This window comes from Pseudomonas sp. P5_B3, from assembly GCF_056400405.1.
Genome location: NZ_JBFULI010000062.1, coordinates 13,075 through 30,657, shown reverse-complemented (window position 1 = coordinate 30,657; position 17,583 = coordinate 13,075). Strand labels below are relative to the sequence as shown.

Sequence of the window (17,583 nt, the reverse complement as noted above, 5' to 3'; positions counted from 1 at the left end):
TGCCCAGCCACACCATCAGCCAGGGCCGCGTGGTCTGGGCCGACGGCGACCTGCGGGCCGAGCGTGGTGCCGGGCGGTATATCGAACGGCCGGCGTATYCGGCGGTGTTTGATTTGCTGTGCAAGCGGGCTGAGTTGCACAAGCCTGTTGCCGTGAAACGCTGAAAGCGGCCTGCGGCCTATCGCGAGCAAGCTCGCTCCCACAGGTTTTGTGAACACCCGAGATCCCTGTGGGAGCGAGCTTGCTCGCGATAGGCCGCAGGCCGCTTTCAGCGTTTCACGGCAACAGGCTTGTGCAACTCAGCCCGCTTGCACAGCAAATCAAACACCGCCGGATACGCCGGCCGTTCGATATACCGCCCGGCACCACGCTCGGCCCGCAGGTCGCCGTCGGCCCAGACCACGCGGCCCTGGCTGATGGTGTGGCTGGGCACGCCGCGCACGGTCTTGCCTTCGAAGATGTTGAAGTCCACCTGCTGATGGTGGGTCTTGGCGGAAATGGTCCGCGTGCCTTGCGGGTCCCACAGCACCAGGTCGGCATCGGCGCCGACGCGAATCGCGCCTTTGCGCGGGTAGAGGTTGAAGATCTTCGCCGTGTTGGTGGATGTCAGCGCGACAAATTGCTGCATCGAAAAGCGTCCGCTGTTCACGCCTTCATCCCACAACACCGCCATGCGGTCTTCGATGCCGGCGGTGCCGTTGGGGATCTTGCTGAAGTCGTCGCGGCCCGCGGCTTTTTGCTCGGCGCAGAAGCAACAGTGGTCGGTGGCGGTGGTGTGCAGGTTGCCCGATTGCAGGCCATGCCAGAGCGCCTCTTGATGGCCGCGAGGACGGAACGGCGGGCTCATCACGTAACCGGCGGCGGTTTGCCAGTCCGGATCGCGGTAGACGCTGTCGTCCAGCAGCAGGTGCCCGGCCAGCACTTCGCCGTACACCGGCTGGCCCTTGCCCCGGGCGTAGGTGATTTCATCGAGGGCCTCCTTGGTCGAGACGTGGACCAGGTACAGCGGCGTGCCCAGGGTTTCGGCGATGCGGATCGCCCGGCTCGCAGCCTCTCCTTCGACCTGTGACGGCCGCGACAGCGGATGGGCTTCCGGCCCGGTGATGCCCTGGGCCATCAGCTTGCGTTGCAGGTGATACACCAGTTCACCGTTTTCCGCGTGAACGGTCGGCACCGCGCCCAGTTCCAGGCAGCGTTCGAAACTCGCCACCAGGGTGTCATCGGCGGCCATGATCGCGTTCTTGTAGGCCATGAAATGCTTGAAGCTGTTGACGCCGTGATGGCTGACCAACTCGGCCATTTCCTCGCGGACCTGCTCGCTCCACCAGGTAATGGCGACGTGAAAGCCGTAGTCCGACGCCGACTTCTCGGCCCAGCCGCGCCACTGATGGAAGGCTTCGAGCAAGGATTGCTGCGGATTGGGAATCACGAAGTCGATGATCGAGGTGGTGCCGCCGGCCAGTCCCGCCGCCGTGCCGCTGTAGAAGTCTTCGCTGGCCACGGTGCCCATGAAGGGCAGTTGCATGTGGGTGTGCGGATCGATGCCGCCGGGCATCAGGTATTGGCCGCTGCCGTCGAGCACTTCGGCGCCTGCAGGTACATCGAGATTTTCGCCGATGGCCTTGATCACGCCGTCTGCGCAATACACATCGGCGCGATAACTTTCATCATGGGTAATAACGGTGGCGCCACGGATCAACAGAGACATTCCGAGTTCCTCGCAGGCAATGACCGGCTTATGCCGGTTCTAGATGTTTTATTCAAAACAGCCCGCACAGAACTAATCCTGCCAACGCTGTCAGGATTAAACGCTAGCTGCACTTATCAGAATCGGCAAGAATATTTTTTATAAGCTTATTCAGTAGTTAACTATTTGATATTTAACGAATAAATACAGAAATCACCAAAATGGTGAGGCCGCTCACCATTTTGACGCACTTGACAGGATCGAAAAATAGTCAAGATTTCCTATGTGAAATCAGCTGTTTGAGTATGGTCTATGGTTGATGCGCAGCCATTGAAAAAAGATCAACGCACCAGATTGAGTCCTGACTGTTTCGACAACTTGCCTGGCAGTCGACCTGAGTGGCCTGACAAATAGTCGAGTCAGTGAATAAAAGCGATAAACATCAGTTGGTTGCAATGTGTTTATGGAACTGCCCGATGCGTAATCGGGGCACTCGGCACGTTTATTGATGCCGCCAGCCCCTGATGAGCAACAATAATCAAAAGAACAGTGGAGCGGCCATGCAACAGATCAGATCGCAAGTGACCGAACGCGACGGCTTGTTTGAGCTGGAAGCCGGCAGCGATGTCCTCGACAGTCCCCGTTACAACCACGACATCGCACCGACCAAGGTGCGCGAACGCACCTGGAACAAATGGCACATCACCGCGCTGTGGGTGGGCATGGCAATCTGCGTGCCGACCTACACCCTCGGCGGGGTGCTGACCGCGTACTTCGGCCTGACCGTCGGCGAAGCGCTGCTGGCGATTCTGTTCGCCAACATCATCGTATTGATTCCCCTGACACTTAACGCCTTTCCCGGTACCAAGTACGGTATTCCCTTTCCGGTGTTGCTGCGCTCGTCCTTCGGCGTGCTCGGTTCCAACATTCCGTGCCTGATTCGTGCCTTGGTGGCGTGCGGCTGGTTCGGCATCCAGACCATGTTCGGCGGGCTGGCGATTCACCTGTTTCTCGGCTCGGTGTTCGAAGGCTGGAAATCCCTGGGCGGCACCGGCGAGGTCATCGGCTTCATGGTGTTCTGGGCGCTGAACCTGTGGGTGGTGATTCGCGGCGCCGAGTCGATCAAATGGCTGGAAACCCTGTCGGCACCGCTGCTGGTGCTGGTGGGCGCAGGCCTGCTGGTCTGGGCCATGCCCAACGTGTCGATGAGCGAATTGCTGGCGATTCCGGCCAAGCGCCCCGAAGGTGCTGGCGTGGCCAGCTACTTCGCGGCCGGGCTGACGGCGATGGTCGGCTTCTGGGCCACGCTGTCACTGAACATTCCGGACTTCAGTCGCTACGCAAAAAGCCAGAAGGACCAGATCGTCGGGCAGATCATCGGTTTGCCGCTGACCATGTTCCTGTTCGCGTCCCTCGGCGTGGTGATGACCGCCGCGTCGGTGAAGCTGGTCGGCGTGACAGTGTCCGATCCGGTGACCCTGATCGGTCATATCCAGAGCCCGGTCTGGGTCGCACTGGCGATGGCGTTGATCATCATCGCCACGCTGTCGACCAATACCGCAGCCAACATCGTGTCGCCGACCAATGACTTCCAGAACATCGCGCCCAAGGCCATCAACCGTACCAAGGCAGTATTGCTCACCGGGTTTGTCGGCTTGGCATTGATGGCCCATGAGCTGCTGAAAAAACTGGGCCTGATTGTCTCGGACGTCAGTCTCGAAACCGTCTATTCCAACTGGTTGCTCGGTTATTCGAGCCTGCTGGGGCCGATCGCCGGGATCATGGTGGTGGACTATTTCCTGATCAAGAAACAGCAACTCGACCTTGCCGGCCTGTACCGCGATGACGTGTACCCGGCGTGGAACTGGTGCGGTTTCCTCGCCTTCGGCGTGCCGGTGGTGTTGACGCTGCTGTCCCTGGGCAGCGATGCCTTCAGCTGGTTCTACAGCTATGGCTGGTTTACCGGCTCGGCCCTCGGGGGCTTGATTTATTACGGGTTGAATGTGATGCGGCCCAGCCCATCTGTTGCGAAATCAGCGGTGTAAGTGAGGGCCTCATCGCGGGCAAGCCCGCTCCCACAGGGACTGAAGTCGTACACTAATACTGTGTACACCCGATCAACTGTGGGAGCGGGCTTGCCCGCGATGGCGGCCTCAAGTTCACCAACGAATTGCCTGAAGAAACACACAAGAACAGCCTGAGGAGATCATCATGAACGCTGCCGTCGACGTTCTGCAGTCCAGCCATCAGCACATCAACCGCGACCGCCTGTGGCAATCGCTCATGGAACTGGCAAGGCTCGGCGCCACGGTCAAGGGCGGCGTGTGTCGCCTGGCCCTGACCGACCTCGACCGCCAGGCCCGGGACATCTTCGTCAAATGGTGCGAGGAGGCGGGTTGTACTGTCAGCATCGACGCCGTCGGCAATATCTTCGCCCGTCGAGCCGGGCGCAACCCCGACCTGCCGCCGGTGATGACCGGCAGCCACATCGACACCCAGCCCACCGGCGGCAAGTTCGATGGCTGCTTCGGTGTATTGGCTGGCGTCGAAGTGCTGCGCACCCTCAATGACCTCAACATCGAGACTGAAGCGCCGCTGGAAGTGGTGGTCTGGACCAACGAAGAGGGCTCGCGCTTCGCCCCGTGCATGATGGGGTCCGGCGTGTTCGCCGAAAAGTTCACCCTCGAGGAAACCCTGGCCAAGGTCGATGCCGAGGGCGTGACGGTCGGTGAAGCACTCAATGCCATTGGCTACGCCGGCCCGCGCAAAGTCAGTGGCCACAAAGTCGGTGCCTATTTCGAAGCCCACATAGAACAAGGCCCGATCCTTGAAGACGAGCGCAAGACCATAGGCGTAGTCATGGGCGCCCTCGGGCAGAAATGGTTCGACCTCAAACTGCGCGGCGTCGAAGCCCACGCCGGCCCGACCCCGATGCACCTGCGCAAGGACGCCCTGGTCGGCGCCGCGGTGATCGTCGGAGCGCTCAACCGCGCCGCCCTCAGCCACCAACCCCATGCCTGCGGCACCGTCGGTTGCCTGCAAGCCTATCCCGGCTCGCGCAMTGTCATCCCCGGCGAAGTGCGCATGACCCTGGACTTCCGCCATCTGGAACCGGCGCGCCTGGACTCGATGATCGCCGAAGTGCGCGAAGTCATTGAAACCACCTGCGACGAACACGGCCTGACCTTCGAGCTCACGCCAACGGCCGACTTCCCGCCGTTGTACTTCGACAAGGGCTGCGTCGAAGCCGTGCGCGGCGCCGCCCAAGGCCTGGGCCTGTCGTACATGGACATCGTCAGCGGAGCAGGGCACGACGCGATCTTCCTCGCCGAACTCGGCCCGGCCGGAATGATCTTCGTGCCCTGCGAAGGCGGCATCAGCCACAACGAAATCGAAAACGCCGCGCCGGATGACCTGGCGGCCGGGTGTGCGGTGCTGTTGCGGGCGATGCTGGCGGCTTCGGCGGCGGTAGCGAAGGGCGAGTTGGCGGCCTGAACCAAGTGACGTGCGCTGAAACTTTCAGCGCACGTCACAACGCGCAATCCTCAATCGTCATCCAGTTGAATCCCTCAATCAGTGGAGCAACACGATGTCGTCCAACACCCAACCGGTCAATCTGCTGCAATCGATCCAACAGGTTTTCGAAAGCCTGACCCAGGTTCATGTCGTTCTCGATAATAGTGATCTCAATCCCACGCTCAGGCATTTGATCCACCTGCGCGCCTCGCAGATCAACCAATGTGGTTTCTGCGTGAAGATGCACACTCGCGAAGCCCGTGAGGCCAATGAAACCAACGAGCGCCTGGATCGCCTGATCGTCTGGCGTCACGTGAGTGACTTCAGCCTTTCGGAGCGCGCCGCGCTGGCATGGACCGAAGCCCTGACCGTGCTCGATGAAAACACCGATTACGCCAGCCTGCGCGGTGAACTGAGAGCGCATTTCAACGACGAACAGATCGGCGCCTTGACGGCCGAGATCGGCATGATCAACCTGTGGAACCGCTTGCAGGTGTCGAGGCACTGACTGATGAATTGCGCTGAAAACACCGCCACTGTATTCGAGCAGCGTCGGCCCTTTTTGCTCGGTCTGGCCTATCGCATCCTCGGCTCGCGCGCCGAAGCCGAGGATGCGGTGCAAGAGTTGTTCATCAAGTGGCTGGAGGCCGATCGCGCCGCCATCGCCACGCCGGCCGCCTGGCTGACCACGACCTGCACCCGGCACTGCATCGATGTGCTGCGCTCGGCGCACAAATCCCGGGTCGACTACATCGGCACCTGGCTGCCGGAGCCGATTCACACGGCCCATCAGGACTCACCCGAGCAGATGCATGAACTGGCTTCGTCGCTGTCCACCGCATTCGTGTTGTTGCTGGAGCGGCTGACACCCAAGGAGCGCGCCGCGTACCTGCTGTACGAAATTTTCGACATGGATTACCCGCAAGTCGCCGACGCAGTCGGAGTGCAGGAAGGCGCTTGCCGCAAATTGGTGTCTCGGGCCAAGGCCAGTCTCGGCAACGGACACGCCCGTTACCAGCCGGAACCCGTGCGTCAAAGCCAATTGCTGGGTGCGTTTCACGGGGCTATCGCCAGCGGCTCGACCGCTTCCTTGAGCGTCTTGCTGAGCGAAGACGTTGAACTGTGCGCCGACAGCGGCGGCAAGGCCCCGGCCATCCGCGAAACCCTGTTTGGCATCGAAAGCGTGCTGGACTTCATTGGTCAGTCGTTGCACGCCTATTGGCAAATGTGTGAATGGCTGCCCATTGAAATCAATGGTGCTCAAGGGGTGATGATCAAGGCCGACGGTGTTATCACCGCGTCGATGACGTTTGGTTTCGACGAAACGGGGCGGGTGAATCGGGTGTTCATCATGCGTAATCCGGACAAGTTGGCGGGACTGGGCGCGTCCTTTAACGTGCAATAGTCAGAGGGCCACCGGCCCTTCAAGCTTTTCGCTGACAGAAAATGATGGAGATCCCTGTGGGAGCGGGCTCGCTCCCACAGGGTTCGTTGCACTAACCAAAACTCCGGCGGTCGTAGTCTTCACAGGGTCACCCTACTTTTGGAGTCGCTATGAGCCAGGACGTCCTGACCACGCAAGCCAATCGCCGCCAGCTGCAACAAATCATCGCCGGCCTGTCCGACGGAGTGATTCTGCTGGATCCCGACCAGAGCATCCTGTGGGCCAACGAGGCGGCGCTGGCCATGCACGGTGCCGTGCAGATCAGCGATCTGGGTAGCAGCGCCAAGGCGTATGCGAAAAAATTCACCCTGCGCTATCACAACAATCACGTCGTGCCGGTCGACAGCTACCCGATCAACCGGGTGGTTCGCGGCGAGACGTTCAGCGATGTGCTGGTAGAAGTGACGTCGGCGGCGGGCGATGAACGCACCTGGGTCCATCGAGTGCGCAGTCTGGTGTTGGTCGACAGCCGTGGCGAGCCGGAATCGCTGGTGCTGATCATGGACGATGTCACCGACCGGGCCAGTGCCTCGCAACGCTTCGCTACTGCGTTTCGCCTGTCCCCGGTGCCGATTCTGCTGTGTGGCGCGGCCGATCAACGGGTGCTGGACGTCAACGAAGCGTTCCTCGATACCCTCGGTTATCCCAGTGAGGAAGTGCTTGGGATCAGCATTGCGCAGATCGACTTCATCGATGACAAAAATGCGCGCATCTGGCTGTTCGCCGCGCTGGAGAAAACCGGCAGTCTGGACCGCATCGATGTGCGCGTGCGCAGAAAAGACGCCGGGCTGATCGATTGCACCGTGTCGGCGGACACGGTGAACATTCAAGACAACCCGTGCTATCTGCTGGTGCTGGTGGACATCACCGAGCGCAAGCGCACCGAGCTGGAACTGGTGTCGGCCATCGAGGAAGCGATGAAGGGCGCCTCATGGTTCAGCCGCACGCTGATCGAAAAACTGGCCAGGGTGAAGCATGTCAATTCACCGAAGTTGCCCAGTGTGTCCTTCACCGACCTGACTGCCCGTGAGCGCGAAGTGCTGGGCCTGATATGCGAAGGCCGGGCCGACAAGGAAATCGCCGCGCGCCTGAAACTCGCGCCGAACACAGTGCGCAACCATGTGGCGGCGGTGTATTCCAAACTCAATGTGCACAGCCGCAATGAAGCGATTGTCTGGGCGCGGGAGTGGGGACTGTTCTCGAAATAGTGGCAGCCAAAGGAGCAGCGATAAGGCGCAAATGCCACCGGTCGGGCCATAAGTGATTCGCAGATTTTTATTTTTGTGGCAGGTGTGTGGATTTGCGCGCCGGTTCTGTTGTCACAAAAAATGTGTCGATCACTTGTCGCGGGTCAACTTATGAAGGCTCTTGGGAAGCGCGTTATCTCCCCTTTGTCGCTGGCATTTTGCGTAGCGATTCTCGGCGGCTGTGCCAGTCCGCCACCCCTTCCACCGGTCACGCCACCCCCTCCTGAACGAACCTGCCAGACCATGGATAAAACCGATGTCCTGGGCGATGTACGGGGCGAAGGCGGGCAGGTGACCCGAGTCACCACCACGACGCGTTGCGTCACGCAGTAAATCAGGGCGCTTCGATGGGCAACAACCCCGACTTGCTCGGGGGGTATCTCTCTGTGGGACCAAGCTTGCTCCCACAGAGGGGGCACTCAGGCAATCAGGACAGGAATCCGCCATCCACATTCAACGAAACACCTGTGGTGTAGCTGGAGGCGTCGCTGGCCAGGTACAACACTGCGCCGGCCATTTCGCTTGGGTCAGCCACGCGCTTGAGCGGAATCTGTTGCAGCGCGGTGTTCAGGATGGCTTCGTTTTTCACCAGTGCCGAGGCGAACTTGGTGTCGGTCAGGCCCGGCAGCAAGGCATTGCAGCGAATCCCGAACTCCGCACACTCCTTGGCAAACACCTTGGTCATGTTGATGACGGCCGCCTTGGTCACCGAGTAAATACCCTGGAAGATCCCCGGCGAAACACCGTTGATCGAGGCCACGTTGATGATGCTGCCACCACCGTTTTCGCGCATCAGCTTGCCGGCTTCGACCGACATGAAGAAGTAGCCGCGAATGTTCACGTCGACGGTTTTCTGGAAGGCGCTGAGGTCGGTGTCCAGCACGTTGCAGAACTGCGGGTTGGTCGCGGCGTTGTTGACCAGGATGTCCAGGCGGCCGAACTGTTCCTTGATGCCGGCGAAGACCTGGCTGATCTGTTCCATTTCGCCGATGTGGCAGGCGATGGCGGTGGCCTTGCCGCCGGCGGCGATAATGGCGTCGGCGACGTGCTGACAGCCTTCAAGCTTGCGGCTCGACACGATCACGTGAGCGCCTTGCTGGGCCAGCAGTTTGGCGATGGCTTCACCGATGCCACGGCTGGCGCCGGAGACGAAAGCGATCTTGCCGTCGAGGTCGAACAACTGAGTCTTGGACATGGGATTCCCTTATAAAAAGTCTTGTTATGCAGTCGAATGCCGGGGTAGAGGCCAATGCTGTTCGGTGGAGGCGGATTTGCCGCGTTTGGTTAATGAGCGAGCGTTATCGTTGACGACCTTCGTCGGAACGCCGCCCGGAGCAAGCTCGCTCCTACAGGGGATCTCAGAGGCTGGATTTCTGGATGACCTGCAAGCTCATCTGCTCCAGCAGCTTGTTCATGTGAATGAACTGCGCGAAGCGTTTGTCCTGGGTCTGGCCATGGTAGAAGCGGTAGTAGATCTGCTGCACGATGCCGGCCAGGCGGAACAGGCCGTAGGTGTAGTAGAAATCGAAATTGTCGATGCGGATGCCCGAGCGTTCGGCGTAGTAATCGACGAACTCACGGCGGGTCAACATGCCCGGCGCGTGGCTTGGTTGGCGGCGCATCATCTGCACCGGCGCCGGATCATCGGCTTCGATCCAGTAGGCGAGGGTGTTGCCCAGGTCCATCAGCGGATCGCCCAGGGTGGTCAGTTCCCAGTCGAGCACGCCGATGATCTGCATCGGGTTGTTCGGGTCGAGGATCACGTTGTCGAAGCGGTAGTCGTTGTGCACGATGCTGGAGACCGGGTGGTCGGCCGGCATCTTGTCGTTGAGCCAGGCTTTCACCGTTTGCCAGTGTGGCGCATCGGGGGTCAGGGCTTTTTCGTAGCGATCGCTCCAGCCTTTGATTTGCCGCGCCACGTAACCTTCGGGTTTGCCCAGGTCGCCCAGGCCGTAGGCGTTGTAGTCGACGCGATGCAGTTCCACGAACTTGTCGATGAAGCTCTTGCACAAGGCTTCGGTTTTCGCCGTATCCAGGCCCAGTTCCGGCGGCAGGTCCGAGCGCAGGATGATGCCGTTGACTCGTTCCATGACATAGAACTCGGCACCGATCACCGATTCGTCGGTGCAGTGCACATAGGCTTTCGGGCAGTACGGAAAACCGTCGCGCAGTTGATTGAGGATGCGGAATTCACGGCCCATGTCGTGGGCCGACCTGGCCTTGTGGCCGAAGGGCGGGCGACGCAGGACGAATTCCTGTTCGGGGTATTCCAGCAAGTAGGTGAGGTTAGAAGCGCCGCCCGGAAACTGGCTGATTTGAGGCAAGCCGCTGAGCCCCGGAATATGGGCCTTGAGGTACGGATCGATCAGGCTCGCATCGAGCTCTTCGCCGGTGCGGGTACGGGTGGACTGGTCATTAAGCGCCATGCTTATCCCTTCTGCTTATTCTGGAGGCCTGAAACTATTGGCTAATCTAATGCCCACACGGCGCACCCACAACCGCGAATGGCTCTTATAGGCGAGCGTGTTGCCGGCCAATCATTGTTTTTGATACAGCTGTTTGAATCGCCGTCACTGGGCGACATGGCTCGTGGCGGGTGGCAAGTTGATCGGCGTCAGCACCGGTTGGCTGGAGAAAAACGCCACGAGGTTCTTGCCCACCAGTTCAACGGTGCCTTGGGTGGCTTCCGGGGACAGCCCGGCGACATGGGGCGTGAGGATCACGTTGCTCAGGGTCTTGAGCTCATCCGGTACCTTCGGTTCGGCGTCGAATACATCCAGCGCGGCACCGGCGATCCGGCGTTGCTGCAGGGCGCTGATCAGGTCAGCGGTGGCAATCACGCTGGCCCGGGCGATGTTGACGATAAACCCCTTGGGGCCCAACGCGTCGAGCACCTGGCGATTGACCAGGTGTCTTGTGGCCGGGCCTCCGGGCGTGGCGACGATCAGGAAGTCCGAGGTGCGCGCCAGTTCGGTAGGGGTCGAGCAGAAGGTGTAGGGCACATCGCTGCGATGCTGGCGATTGTGGTAACCAATGGTCATGTCGAAACCGGCGCTGGCGCGTTTGGCGATGGCCATGCCGACCGCGCCGAGGCCAAGGATGCCCAGGCGTTTGCCGGCGAGGGAAGGGCGCATGATCTTCGGCCACTCRCCGCGTCGTACGGCAGCATCACAGCGGGGTATATCGCGCACCAGCGACAGCAGCAGCGCCATGGCATGGTCGGCGACGGACGAGGCGTTGACCCCGGCGCCATTGGTCACGGTGATGCCGCGATCAGCGGCCGCCTGCAGGTCGACATGCTCATAACCGGCACCGATCACGCAGATGATCTTGAGATTGGGCAGGGCGGCGATTTCATCGGCATACAGCCCCAGGGGGCCACGGGTCAGGACGGCATCGATGTGGCCGGCATAGCGGGTGATGGCCTCTGCGCGCTCGGCGGGTGTCGGAGCCAGAATCAGGTGGAAGCCTTGATGCTCTAGAATCGGCAGGTAATCATTGATGGTTTCAACCAGTACCAGAACGGTTGCGGGCATTACTCTGCTCCTTTGATCGTGACGTGTCGGGCGTGAAAAACATTTTCAGGGTGTTGATTCCCAAGCGGATTGGCAATAGTCGCCAATCGCAGAGACGGTGTTTTTTCAGTCTGGACCGCTTCCTGAAAGAAGCAAACTCGTGGTTCAGGGCAGACGGAGCCGATGTCACGTCACTGGGCAGCACACTGCAAATACAGTGTGCTGCCGCAGCGTCACTGGGCAGTTCGCTGCTTTAGTACTCTGTCTCGTTCCGCCAGTGCAATCGCTTTGGCATCATAGGTCGGATAGAACTCGGTCCTGAAACTTCCCCATGCTGTTCTTTCAAATGCAAGATTTACTTCTATCAGGCGGGAGGCCGGGAAGCGTAATGTGACTATTTGGCCGATACCCATCACGGTGTTCCAACTGACGACCTCTACCCCCTCAGGTGGAAAGGCCTCATAGTATCCTTGCTTTTCAAGTTGGGTCTTCAGTTCAGGCAAAGATCGTGATTGATCGTGCTTTAAAAAGACGGTCAGCATGATTGCATTGTCTGGCGTGGCAACGGCATTTTTTGCCGGGGAGGGCGTAGTGGGTTGCGCGTTGGCAACGGAGAAAGCCGAGGCGATCAGTAGCGTAGATACCAGTAATGTTCTCAGGGCGTTTTGCATATTGAAACTCCATGTTTTTATAGGTGACAAGATATATTTAAACGCCAGCGCTGCGTTGGGGTGATGAATTGAATTGTGGGTGCCGTGCAGCTTGAATGGTTTCAGTGGATATCGGTGTCTGGCTTGATGGCGGATTTTGTAACTACTGCTCCGGTGTAGGGAGCATGAACGACATAGATGCGTACCGGCGGGTTATTGTCTTTCATGTCACGGGGCACTTCGCGAGAATAGGTGAATTCATTGGTATTCAACGTTTCCAATCGTCTGGCCATGGCCTTGGTGGGCCCGACATCGGGCACTAAAACGTGGGTTTTTTGATCGCCCGTGACAAAGAAGTAACCGCCACCCCCATTGTTGTACTTTGATTCTCCCGTGTCGGTGTAGAAGAACTCATAGCGATTGCGTTCGGGGTCCCACGTCGATATGCCCACCACTCCGGGGTAATTCGCTTTTACGTCCGTTTGTGGCGCACCCTCTATATAGACCTTGGTTGTCAGCCATCTAGGCGACGATGCCAGCGCGCGAATATCGGCAGTGGCAGGGCTTTGTTGCGCGAAGCTACCGAGCGGACAAAGCAATACAGCAAGAAGCAGGCATGTAGACGTTATGTTGTTTTTTTGCATGCGAATAACTCCTTATTTGTTTTATAGGGGGCGCCCGCTATTGGTTAGCCAGCTTCAGTGCGTGGAAAATATAGTTCGAGAATGGACGTTGTACAATGGTGAGAAGTGGCTTGTAACAATTCAAGGTTTTCTTAATGAGTAATATATTGTCGTAACTTTTCTGTATGTATTGGTCGTAGGAATATTCGCTGTGCCTAAAGTGTAAGGTGATTAATATTATGTTTGACAAGTTCTGTGCCTGATCGCTGAAACAGGAGGGCACTTGGCGAAAGTTGGGCCGTTGGAGGGCTCGTTGATACGGCATACAACAAGGCTCCCTCCGGCGGGGCCTTGGAGTCACTGCGCCGTGTTTATCCCGGCCAGCCACCCCGCGACCTGCCGACAGTGGTCGCGGTGATACAGGCGAGATTCGGCGCGGGATGTTCATGTGCCCGAACAGGCTGACGTCGAGTCGGGCCTGCCAATTGTCAACTCTGCATCAGAAAACCAACGGTCGCCTCGAGGATTTCATCGGACAGCGGCTCGCCCTGAGTGGCGCGGGCCAGGGTCAGGGCACCGACCATCAACGAAAACTGCACCAGCGCCTGCTGTCGATCCCGTGTCGCGTCGCCGGTGTCCATCAATGGGCCGAAGGTCTGCAGTAAGCGGCTCAGGCCTTCGTTGAAGGTCTGGCGCAACCCGCTATCGGCGGCTTCGTGGCACATGTCTCCGGCGAAGGCGACCACCGGACAACTTTCGCCGGGGTTGTCGCGGCTGGCCGCCGACAGGTAAGGCTCGATCAAGGCACGACGGGCGCTCTCGTTGTCCGCGCTTTCGGCGATACTGGTTTTCCAGCGCTCTGCGGACTGCTGGAACGCCCGGCCGCCAGCCTCCCGTGCCAGGGCTTCCCTGGATTCGAAGTGCCCGTAGAAACCACCGTGGGTCAGGCCCGCGGCGGCCATCACATCGACCACGCTGATCCCGTGCAAGCCGCGTTCACGAAACAGCCGTGTGGCGGCATCGACGATGGTCTCGCGGTTGAGGTCGGCTTGTTTACGGGAAACTCGGGGCATGGGTCACTCTCAGGTCTGCAGGTTGAACATCAGAGGGCGTATTGGGCAATTCCATTGCCAAACGACCAGTTCTCTTTTTTCACTTCCACCAGATTAATGAAAACGTCCTCCAGGCGCACCGCGAGCTCTGCATGAAGGCTCTCGGCAATGGTTTTGTAGAGGAGTTTTTTCTGCTCGATAGTCCGGCCTTCGCTCATGGTGATCTGGATCACTACCAACTGGTCCGTGCGGTTGATGCCCAGATAACCGGGGTCAAAGATGAAATGCTGCGCATCGTGTTCGGCGAGGATCTGGAAATTATCATTCTGCGGTACACCGATGGTGCTGTGCATGGCGGCATAGATCAGTTGGCCGATGCGCTTTGCGTGGGTGGGGTCCTGATGTTTTTTGATGTCGACGCGAACCAGTGGCATGGGAAGACTCCGGGGGGAATGCAGGTCAGTTAAAAATACATGATGGTAGACCTTTATCAAGTGCGGACTGCGCTTTGGCGATGACGCGCAGGTGCACTGCAGATCCTTGTGGGAGCGAGCTTGCTCGCGATGGCTGCGGCACATGCAACATATTCTCCGGCTGATACACCGCTATCGTCGGAACGCCGCCCGGAGCAAGCTCGCTCCCACAGGTGATCTCCCACAGGGGGACTTCCGTCTATCTGGTACCACCGTTCCTCACCTAAGTCTTTGCTTCTGTTCACTAATCCTCCAGAATCGCGCCCCTGTTCCGGCCAGGGCGCTGCCTGTCGGGTATTCCGACGCGTTCTGACCGGGTGGCAAGTGACCGGAATGTGGAGATCCCACCGGATGAATGATCAGGCCAATAGCGTCAACAAACGCTATGTAGATGCGACACCAGCAACGCTGTCGAGCTGGAATCGCCAAGACACCACCTGGATGCTGGGCCTGTTCGGCACGGCGATTGGTGCGGGAACCCTGTTTTTGCCGATCAACGCAGGCCTGGGCGGTTTCTGGCCGCTGGTGATCCTGGCGTTGCTGGCGTTCCCGATGACGTTCTACGCACACCGCGGGTTGACCCGTTTCGTGCTTTCCGGTCGCGAAGGCGCCGACATCACCGAAGTGGTGGAAGAGCATTTCGGCATCAAGGCCGGCGCGCTGATCACCTTGCTGTACTTCTTCGCGATTTTCCCGATCCTGCTGATCTACAGCGTGGCCCTGACCAACACCGTGGGCAGTTTCCTCGAGCATCAACTGCACATCATGCCGCCACCGCGCGCCGTGCTGTCGCTGGTGCTGATCCTCGGCCTGCTGGCGGTGGTACGTTGCGGTGAGCAATTGATCGTCAAGGCCATGAGTCTGATGGTCTACCCGTTCATCGTTGCGCTGCTGTTCCTGGCGGTGTACCTGGTTCCGCACTGGAACGGCGGGATCCTGGCTACCGCCAGCAGCGTGCCGGCGCCTTCGGCGTTGCTGCACACGATGTGGCTGGCGATTCCGGTGATGGTGTTCTCGTTCAACCACTCGCCGATCATCTCGGCGTTCGCCGTGGACCAGAAGCGTCGCTATGGTGAGCATGCCGAGGAGCGCAGCTCGCAGATCCTGTCCCGCGCCCACCTGCTGATGGTGGTGATGGTGCTGTTCTTCGTCTTCAGTTGCGTGCTGACCCTGTCGCCAGCACAACTGGCTGAAGCCAAGGCGCAGAACCTGTCGATCCTGTCGTACCTGGCCAACCACTTCAGCAATCCAACCATCGCCTTCGCGGCGCCGTTGATTGCCTTCGTGGCCATTTCCAAGTCGTTCCTGGGCCACTACATCGGCGCCAGCGAAGGTCTCAAGGGCCTGATCGTCAAGAGCGGCAAGCGTCCGTCCGCCAAGACCCTGGACCGCATGACCGCCGCGTTCATGCTGGTGGTGTGCTGGATCGTCGCCACGCTGAACCCGAGCATCCTCGGCATGATCGAAACCCTCGGTGGCCCGGTGATCGCGGCGATCCTGTTCCTGATGCCGATGTACGCCATCCGCAAGGTTCCAGCGATGGCGCGCTATCGCGGTCAGGCATCCAACGTCTTCGTGACGGCGGTGGGCCTGGTGGCGATCACGGCGTTGATCTACTCGCTGACCGCATGATCGACCGGCCTGCTCGCACAGTGCCGGATTGACAGCTACAGTGGCCGCTGCACGTGATACGTGCAGCGGTTTTTTTTCGCCTGGAGACACTGGATTGTCGAGCGCCCCCAACGCTAATCCCACCGTGCAACCCAACCGCTGGCAGGACCTGATGGCAGGTTTGTCGATTGCCGGCCTGTTGCTGCCTGAAGCGGTCGCCTATTCAAGCATCGCCGCACTGGCGCCCCAAGCCGGGGTGATCGCCTTGTTCGCCGGGTTGCTGTGTTATGGCCTGTTCGGTACCAGCCGCTTTGCGATTGTCTCGGCCACTTCATCGTCCGCCGCGGTGCTGGCCGCCGCGACCGCCACCTTGGCCAATGGCGACCCCGGGCTTCGCTCGACCCTGGCCATCGGCCTGGTGCTGGTGACCGGGGCGTTTTTCTTGCTGGCCGGGCTGTTCAAGCTCGGCAGCGTGACCTCGTTCATCGCCAAACCGGTGCTGCGCGGCTTTGCCTTTGGCCTGGCGCTGACCATCATTCTCAAACAGGTCGCCAGTGTGGTCGGCGTGCATTTGACCGATGCCAACCTGGTGGGCTTCCTGCCGCAACTGCTGGAGCAACTGCCGCAATGGAACTGGGTGGCGGCTGGTGTCGGCGCCGTGGCATTGGCCTTGTTATGGCTGTTTGCGCGGTTTCGGCGCTTGCCGGGAGGTTTGTTGGTGGTGGTGATCGGCATTGCGGCGGGGCAGTGGCTGGACCTGCCGGCCTATGGCGTGAAGCTGATCGGCGTGATCGACCTGAGCCTGGAGGTGCCGAAGCTGCCGGTACTGCCGTTTGCCGACTGGCTGCGTCTGGGGGAATTGGCGTTCGCCATGGTGATGATTCTGTATGCGGAGTCCTATGGTTCGATCAGTTCTTATGCGCTAAAACATGGTGACCGCGTCACCTCGAACCGCGACTTGCTTGCGCTGGGGGCTTCCAACCTGCTGTCCGGCCTGTTCCACGGCATGCCGGCGGGAGCGGGGTATTCGGCGACGTCGGCCAATGAGGCGGCGGGTGCCACTTCGCGTCTGGCCGGTATCGTGGCGGCGCTGATGGTGCTGGTCATTGTCCTGACGGTGCTGCCTTACATCGCCCTGACCCCGGAACCGATCCTCGCCGCCATCGTCATCCATGCCCTGGGTCGCGGCTTGAGCCTGCAGCCGCTGGGACGGTATTTCATCTGGCGCCGTGACCGCTTGCTGGTGATCTGCGCCGTGGCTGCGGTGTTGGTGCTGGGGGTGCTGGATGGCTTGCTGGTGGCGGTGGCGATCAGTGTATTGCTGATGCTCAAGCAGATGTCTGCGGCGGATATCCAGATTCTGGGGCGCATCGATGGCGGTCACGACTTTGTCGACCTGCACCGCCATCCAACGGCGCAAGCAGTGCCGGGTGTGTTGATTGTGCGACCGGGGGAAGCGTTGTTCTTTGCCAACGTCGAGCGGATTCTTGGCGGTGCCTTGCGTCTGATTCGACACTCACAAGTGCCTGTTCATTCGGTGATTCTCAGTCTTGAGGAGTCGCCAGATCTGGATGGCACCAGCATCGAGGCGTTGCAGGAGTTTTTTGTGCGGGTGCATCAGGAGGGCAAACGCCTGATTCTGGCGCGGCTGAAGGATGACGTACAAACGGCATTGGCGCAGGTGAAATCCAGCGGTGTGATTCTGAGTGGTTTGAGTGTAGATGGGGCGGTGCAGCAGGCCCTGAAGGCTGGCGCATAACCTGTG

At 59.7% G+C, this 17,583-nt stretch carries 15 protein-coding genes and 1 pseudogene; 8 read left to right on the top strand and 8 right to left on the bottom strand.

The window, feature by feature from the left end; all coding sequences use genetic code 11:
- Positions 1 to 164 (top strand): annotated as a pseudogene (locus AC1DRN_RS26135) (dihydropyrimidinase); the annotation flags it as partial.
- A gap of 104 nt (positions 165 to 268) precedes the next feature.
- Here AC1DRN_RS26135 and hydA read toward each other — a convergent pair.
- A complete protein-coding gene (hydA, locus tag AC1DRN_RS26130; RefSeq protein ID WP_223461890.1) occupies positions 269 to 1,708 on the bottom strand; it encodes a dihydropyrimidinase in 1,440 nt (479 codons plus the stop codon).
- A 539-nt stretch (positions 1,709 to 2,247) separates the two neighbouring features.
- Between hydA and AC1DRN_RS26125 the strand changes: the two genes are divergently transcribed.
- The 5 genes from AC1DRN_RS26125 (at position 2,248) to AC1DRN_RS26105 (ending at position 7,855) form a co-directional block, all read left to right on the top strand.
- Positions 2,248 to 3,732 (top strand): NCS1 family nucleobase:cation symporter-1, encoded by a 1,485-nt coding sequence (locus tag AC1DRN_RS26125; protein WP_223461888.1) that lies wholly within the window; start codon positions 2,248 to 2,250, stop codon positions 3,730 to 3,732.
- Positions 3,733 to 3,898: 166 nt separating this feature from the next.
- Positions 3,899 to 5,182, top strand: coding sequence for a Zn-dependent hydrolase (locus AC1DRN_RS26120; protein ID WP_477786842.1), 1,284 nt, complete (start codon positions 3,899 to 3,901; stop codon positions 5,180 to 5,182).
- Positions 5,183 to 5,276: 94 nt separating this feature from the next.
- A complete protein-coding gene (locus AC1DRN_RS26115; protein ID WP_223461884.1) occupies positions 5,277 to 5,711 on the top strand; it encodes a carboxymuconolactone decarboxylase family protein in 435 nt (144 codons plus the stop codon).
- A 3-nt stretch (positions 5,712 to 5,714) separates the two neighbouring features.
- Positions 5,715 to 6,608, top strand: a complete 894-nt coding sequence (locus tag AC1DRN_RS26110) for a sigma-70 family RNA polymerase sigma factor (RefSeq protein WP_223461882.1) — start codon at positions 5,715 to 5,717, stop codon at positions 6,606 to 6,608.
- 149 nt (positions 6,609 to 6,757) lie between these two features.
- A complete protein-coding gene (locus AC1DRN_RS26105) occupies positions 6,758 to 7,855 on the top strand; it encodes a LuxR C-terminal-related transcriptional regulator (RefSeq protein ID WP_223461880.1) in 1,098 nt (365 codons plus the stop codon).
- A gap of 466 nt (positions 7,856 to 8,321) precedes the next feature.
- Here the strand turns inward: AC1DRN_RS26105 and AC1DRN_RS26100 are convergent, their stop codons facing one another.
- The 7 genes from AC1DRN_RS26100 to AC1DRN_RS26070 form a co-directional block, all read right to left on the bottom strand.
- Entirely contained in the window at positions 8,322 to 9,089 is a 768-nt protein-coding gene (locus tag AC1DRN_RS26100; protein ID WP_477786841.1) for an SDR family oxidoreductase, read from the bottom strand.
- 163 nt (positions 9,090 to 9,252) lie between these two features.
- Positions 9,253 to 10,320 carry a phosphotransferase family protein gene (locus AC1DRN_RS26095; protein WP_223461878.1) on the bottom strand — a complete coding sequence of 356 codons (1,068 nt, stop codon included), beginning with the start codon at positions 10,318 to 10,320 and terminating at the stop codon, positions 9,253 to 9,255.
- Positions 10,321 to 10,464: 144 nt separating this feature from the next.
- Positions 10,465 to 11,430, bottom strand: coding sequence for a 2-hydroxyacid dehydrogenase (locus tag AC1DRN_RS26090; protein WP_223461876.1), 966 nt, complete (start codon positions 11,428 to 11,430; stop codon positions 10,465 to 10,467).
- Between the two features lie 212 nt (positions 11,431 to 11,642).
- On the bottom strand, positions 11,643 to 12,080 hold the full coding sequence (locus tag AC1DRN_RS26085) for a hypothetical protein (RefSeq protein ID WP_223461874.1): 438 nt from the start codon (positions 12,078 to 12,080) through the stop codon (positions 11,643 to 11,645).
- 101 nt (positions 12,081 to 12,181) lie between these two features.
- Positions 12,182 to 12,703, bottom strand: coding sequence for a DUF4822 domain-containing protein (locus AC1DRN_RS26080; RefSeq protein ID WP_223461872.1), 522 nt, complete (start codon positions 12,701 to 12,703; stop codon positions 12,182 to 12,184).
- Positions 12,704 to 13,170: 467 nt separating this feature from the next.
- Positions 13,171 to 13,755 carry a TetR/AcrR family transcriptional regulator gene (locus AC1DRN_RS26075; protein ID WP_223461870.1) on the bottom strand — a complete coding sequence of 195 codons (585 nt, stop codon included), beginning with the start codon at positions 13,753 to 13,755 and terminating at the stop codon, positions 13,171 to 13,173.
- A 29-nt stretch (positions 13,756 to 13,784) separates the two neighbouring features.
- Positions 13,785 to 14,168 carry a tautomerase family protein gene (locus AC1DRN_RS26070; protein ID WP_223461869.1) on the bottom strand — a complete coding sequence of 128 codons (384 nt, stop codon included), beginning with the start codon at positions 14,166 to 14,168 and terminating at the stop codon, positions 13,785 to 13,787.
- A 390-nt stretch (positions 14,169 to 14,558) separates the two neighbouring features.
- On the opposite strand from AC1DRN_RS26070, the gene AC1DRN_RS26065 reads away from it, so the two are divergent.
- Both AC1DRN_RS26065 and AC1DRN_RS26060 read left to right on the top strand, forming a co-directional pair.
- Positions 14,559 to 15,839, top strand: coding sequence for a serine/threonine transporter (locus AC1DRN_RS26065; protein ID WP_223461867.1), 1,281 nt, complete (start codon positions 14,559 to 14,561; stop codon positions 15,837 to 15,839).
- 94 nt (positions 15,840 to 15,933) lie between these two features.
- A complete protein-coding gene (locus AC1DRN_RS26060; protein WP_223461865.1) occupies positions 15,934 to 17,577 on the top strand; it encodes a SulP family inorganic anion transporter in 1,644 nt (547 codons plus the stop codon).
- Positions 17,578 to 17,583: the final 6 nt, after the last annotated feature.

Coding starts and splice junctions, on each gene's coding strand:
- AC1DRN_RS26110 (WP_223461882.1), top strand. CDS start 5,715: ATGAATTGCGCTGAAAACACCGCCACTGTATTCGAGCAGCGTCGGCCC.
- AC1DRN_RS26115 (WP_223461884.1), top strand. CDS start 5,277: ATGTCGTCCAACACCCAACCGGTCAATCTGCTGCAATCGATCCAACAG.
- AC1DRN_RS26080 (WP_223461872.1), bottom strand. CDS start 12,703: ATGCAAAAAAACAACATAACGTCTACATGCCTGCTTCTTGCTGTATTG.
- AC1DRN_RS26085 (WP_223461874.1), bottom strand. CDS start 12,080: ATGCAAAACGCCCTGAGAACATTACTGGTATCTACGCTACTGATCGCC.
- AC1DRN_RS26065 (WP_223461867.1), top strand. CDS start 14,559: ATGAATGATCAGGCCAATAGCGTCAACAAACGCTATGTAGATGCGACA.
- AC1DRN_RS26105 (WP_223461880.1), top strand. CDS start 6,758: ATGAGCCAGGACGTCCTGACCACGCAAGCCAATCGCCGCCAGCTGCAA.
- hydA (WP_223461890.1), bottom strand. CDS start 1,708: ATGTCTCTGTTGATCCGTGGCGCCACCGTTATTACCCATGATGAAAGT.
- AC1DRN_RS26100 (WP_477786841.1), bottom strand. CDS start 9,089: ATGTCCAAGACTCAGTTGTTCGACCTCGACGGCAAGATCGCTTTCGTC.
- AC1DRN_RS26125 (WP_223461888.1), top strand. CDS start 2,248: ATGCAACAGATCAGATCGCAAGTGACCGAACGCGACGGCTTGTTTGAG.
- AC1DRN_RS26070 (WP_223461869.1), bottom strand. CDS start 14,168: ATGCCACTGGTTCGCGTCGACATCAAAAAACATCAGGACCCCACCCAC.
- AC1DRN_RS26095 (WP_223461878.1), bottom strand. CDS start 10,320: ATGGCGCTTAATGACCAGTCCACCCGTACCCGCACCGGCGAAGAGCTC.
- AC1DRN_RS26075 (WP_223461870.1), bottom strand. CDS start 13,755: ATGCCCCGAGTTTCCCGTAAACAAGCCGACCTCAACCGCGAGACCATC.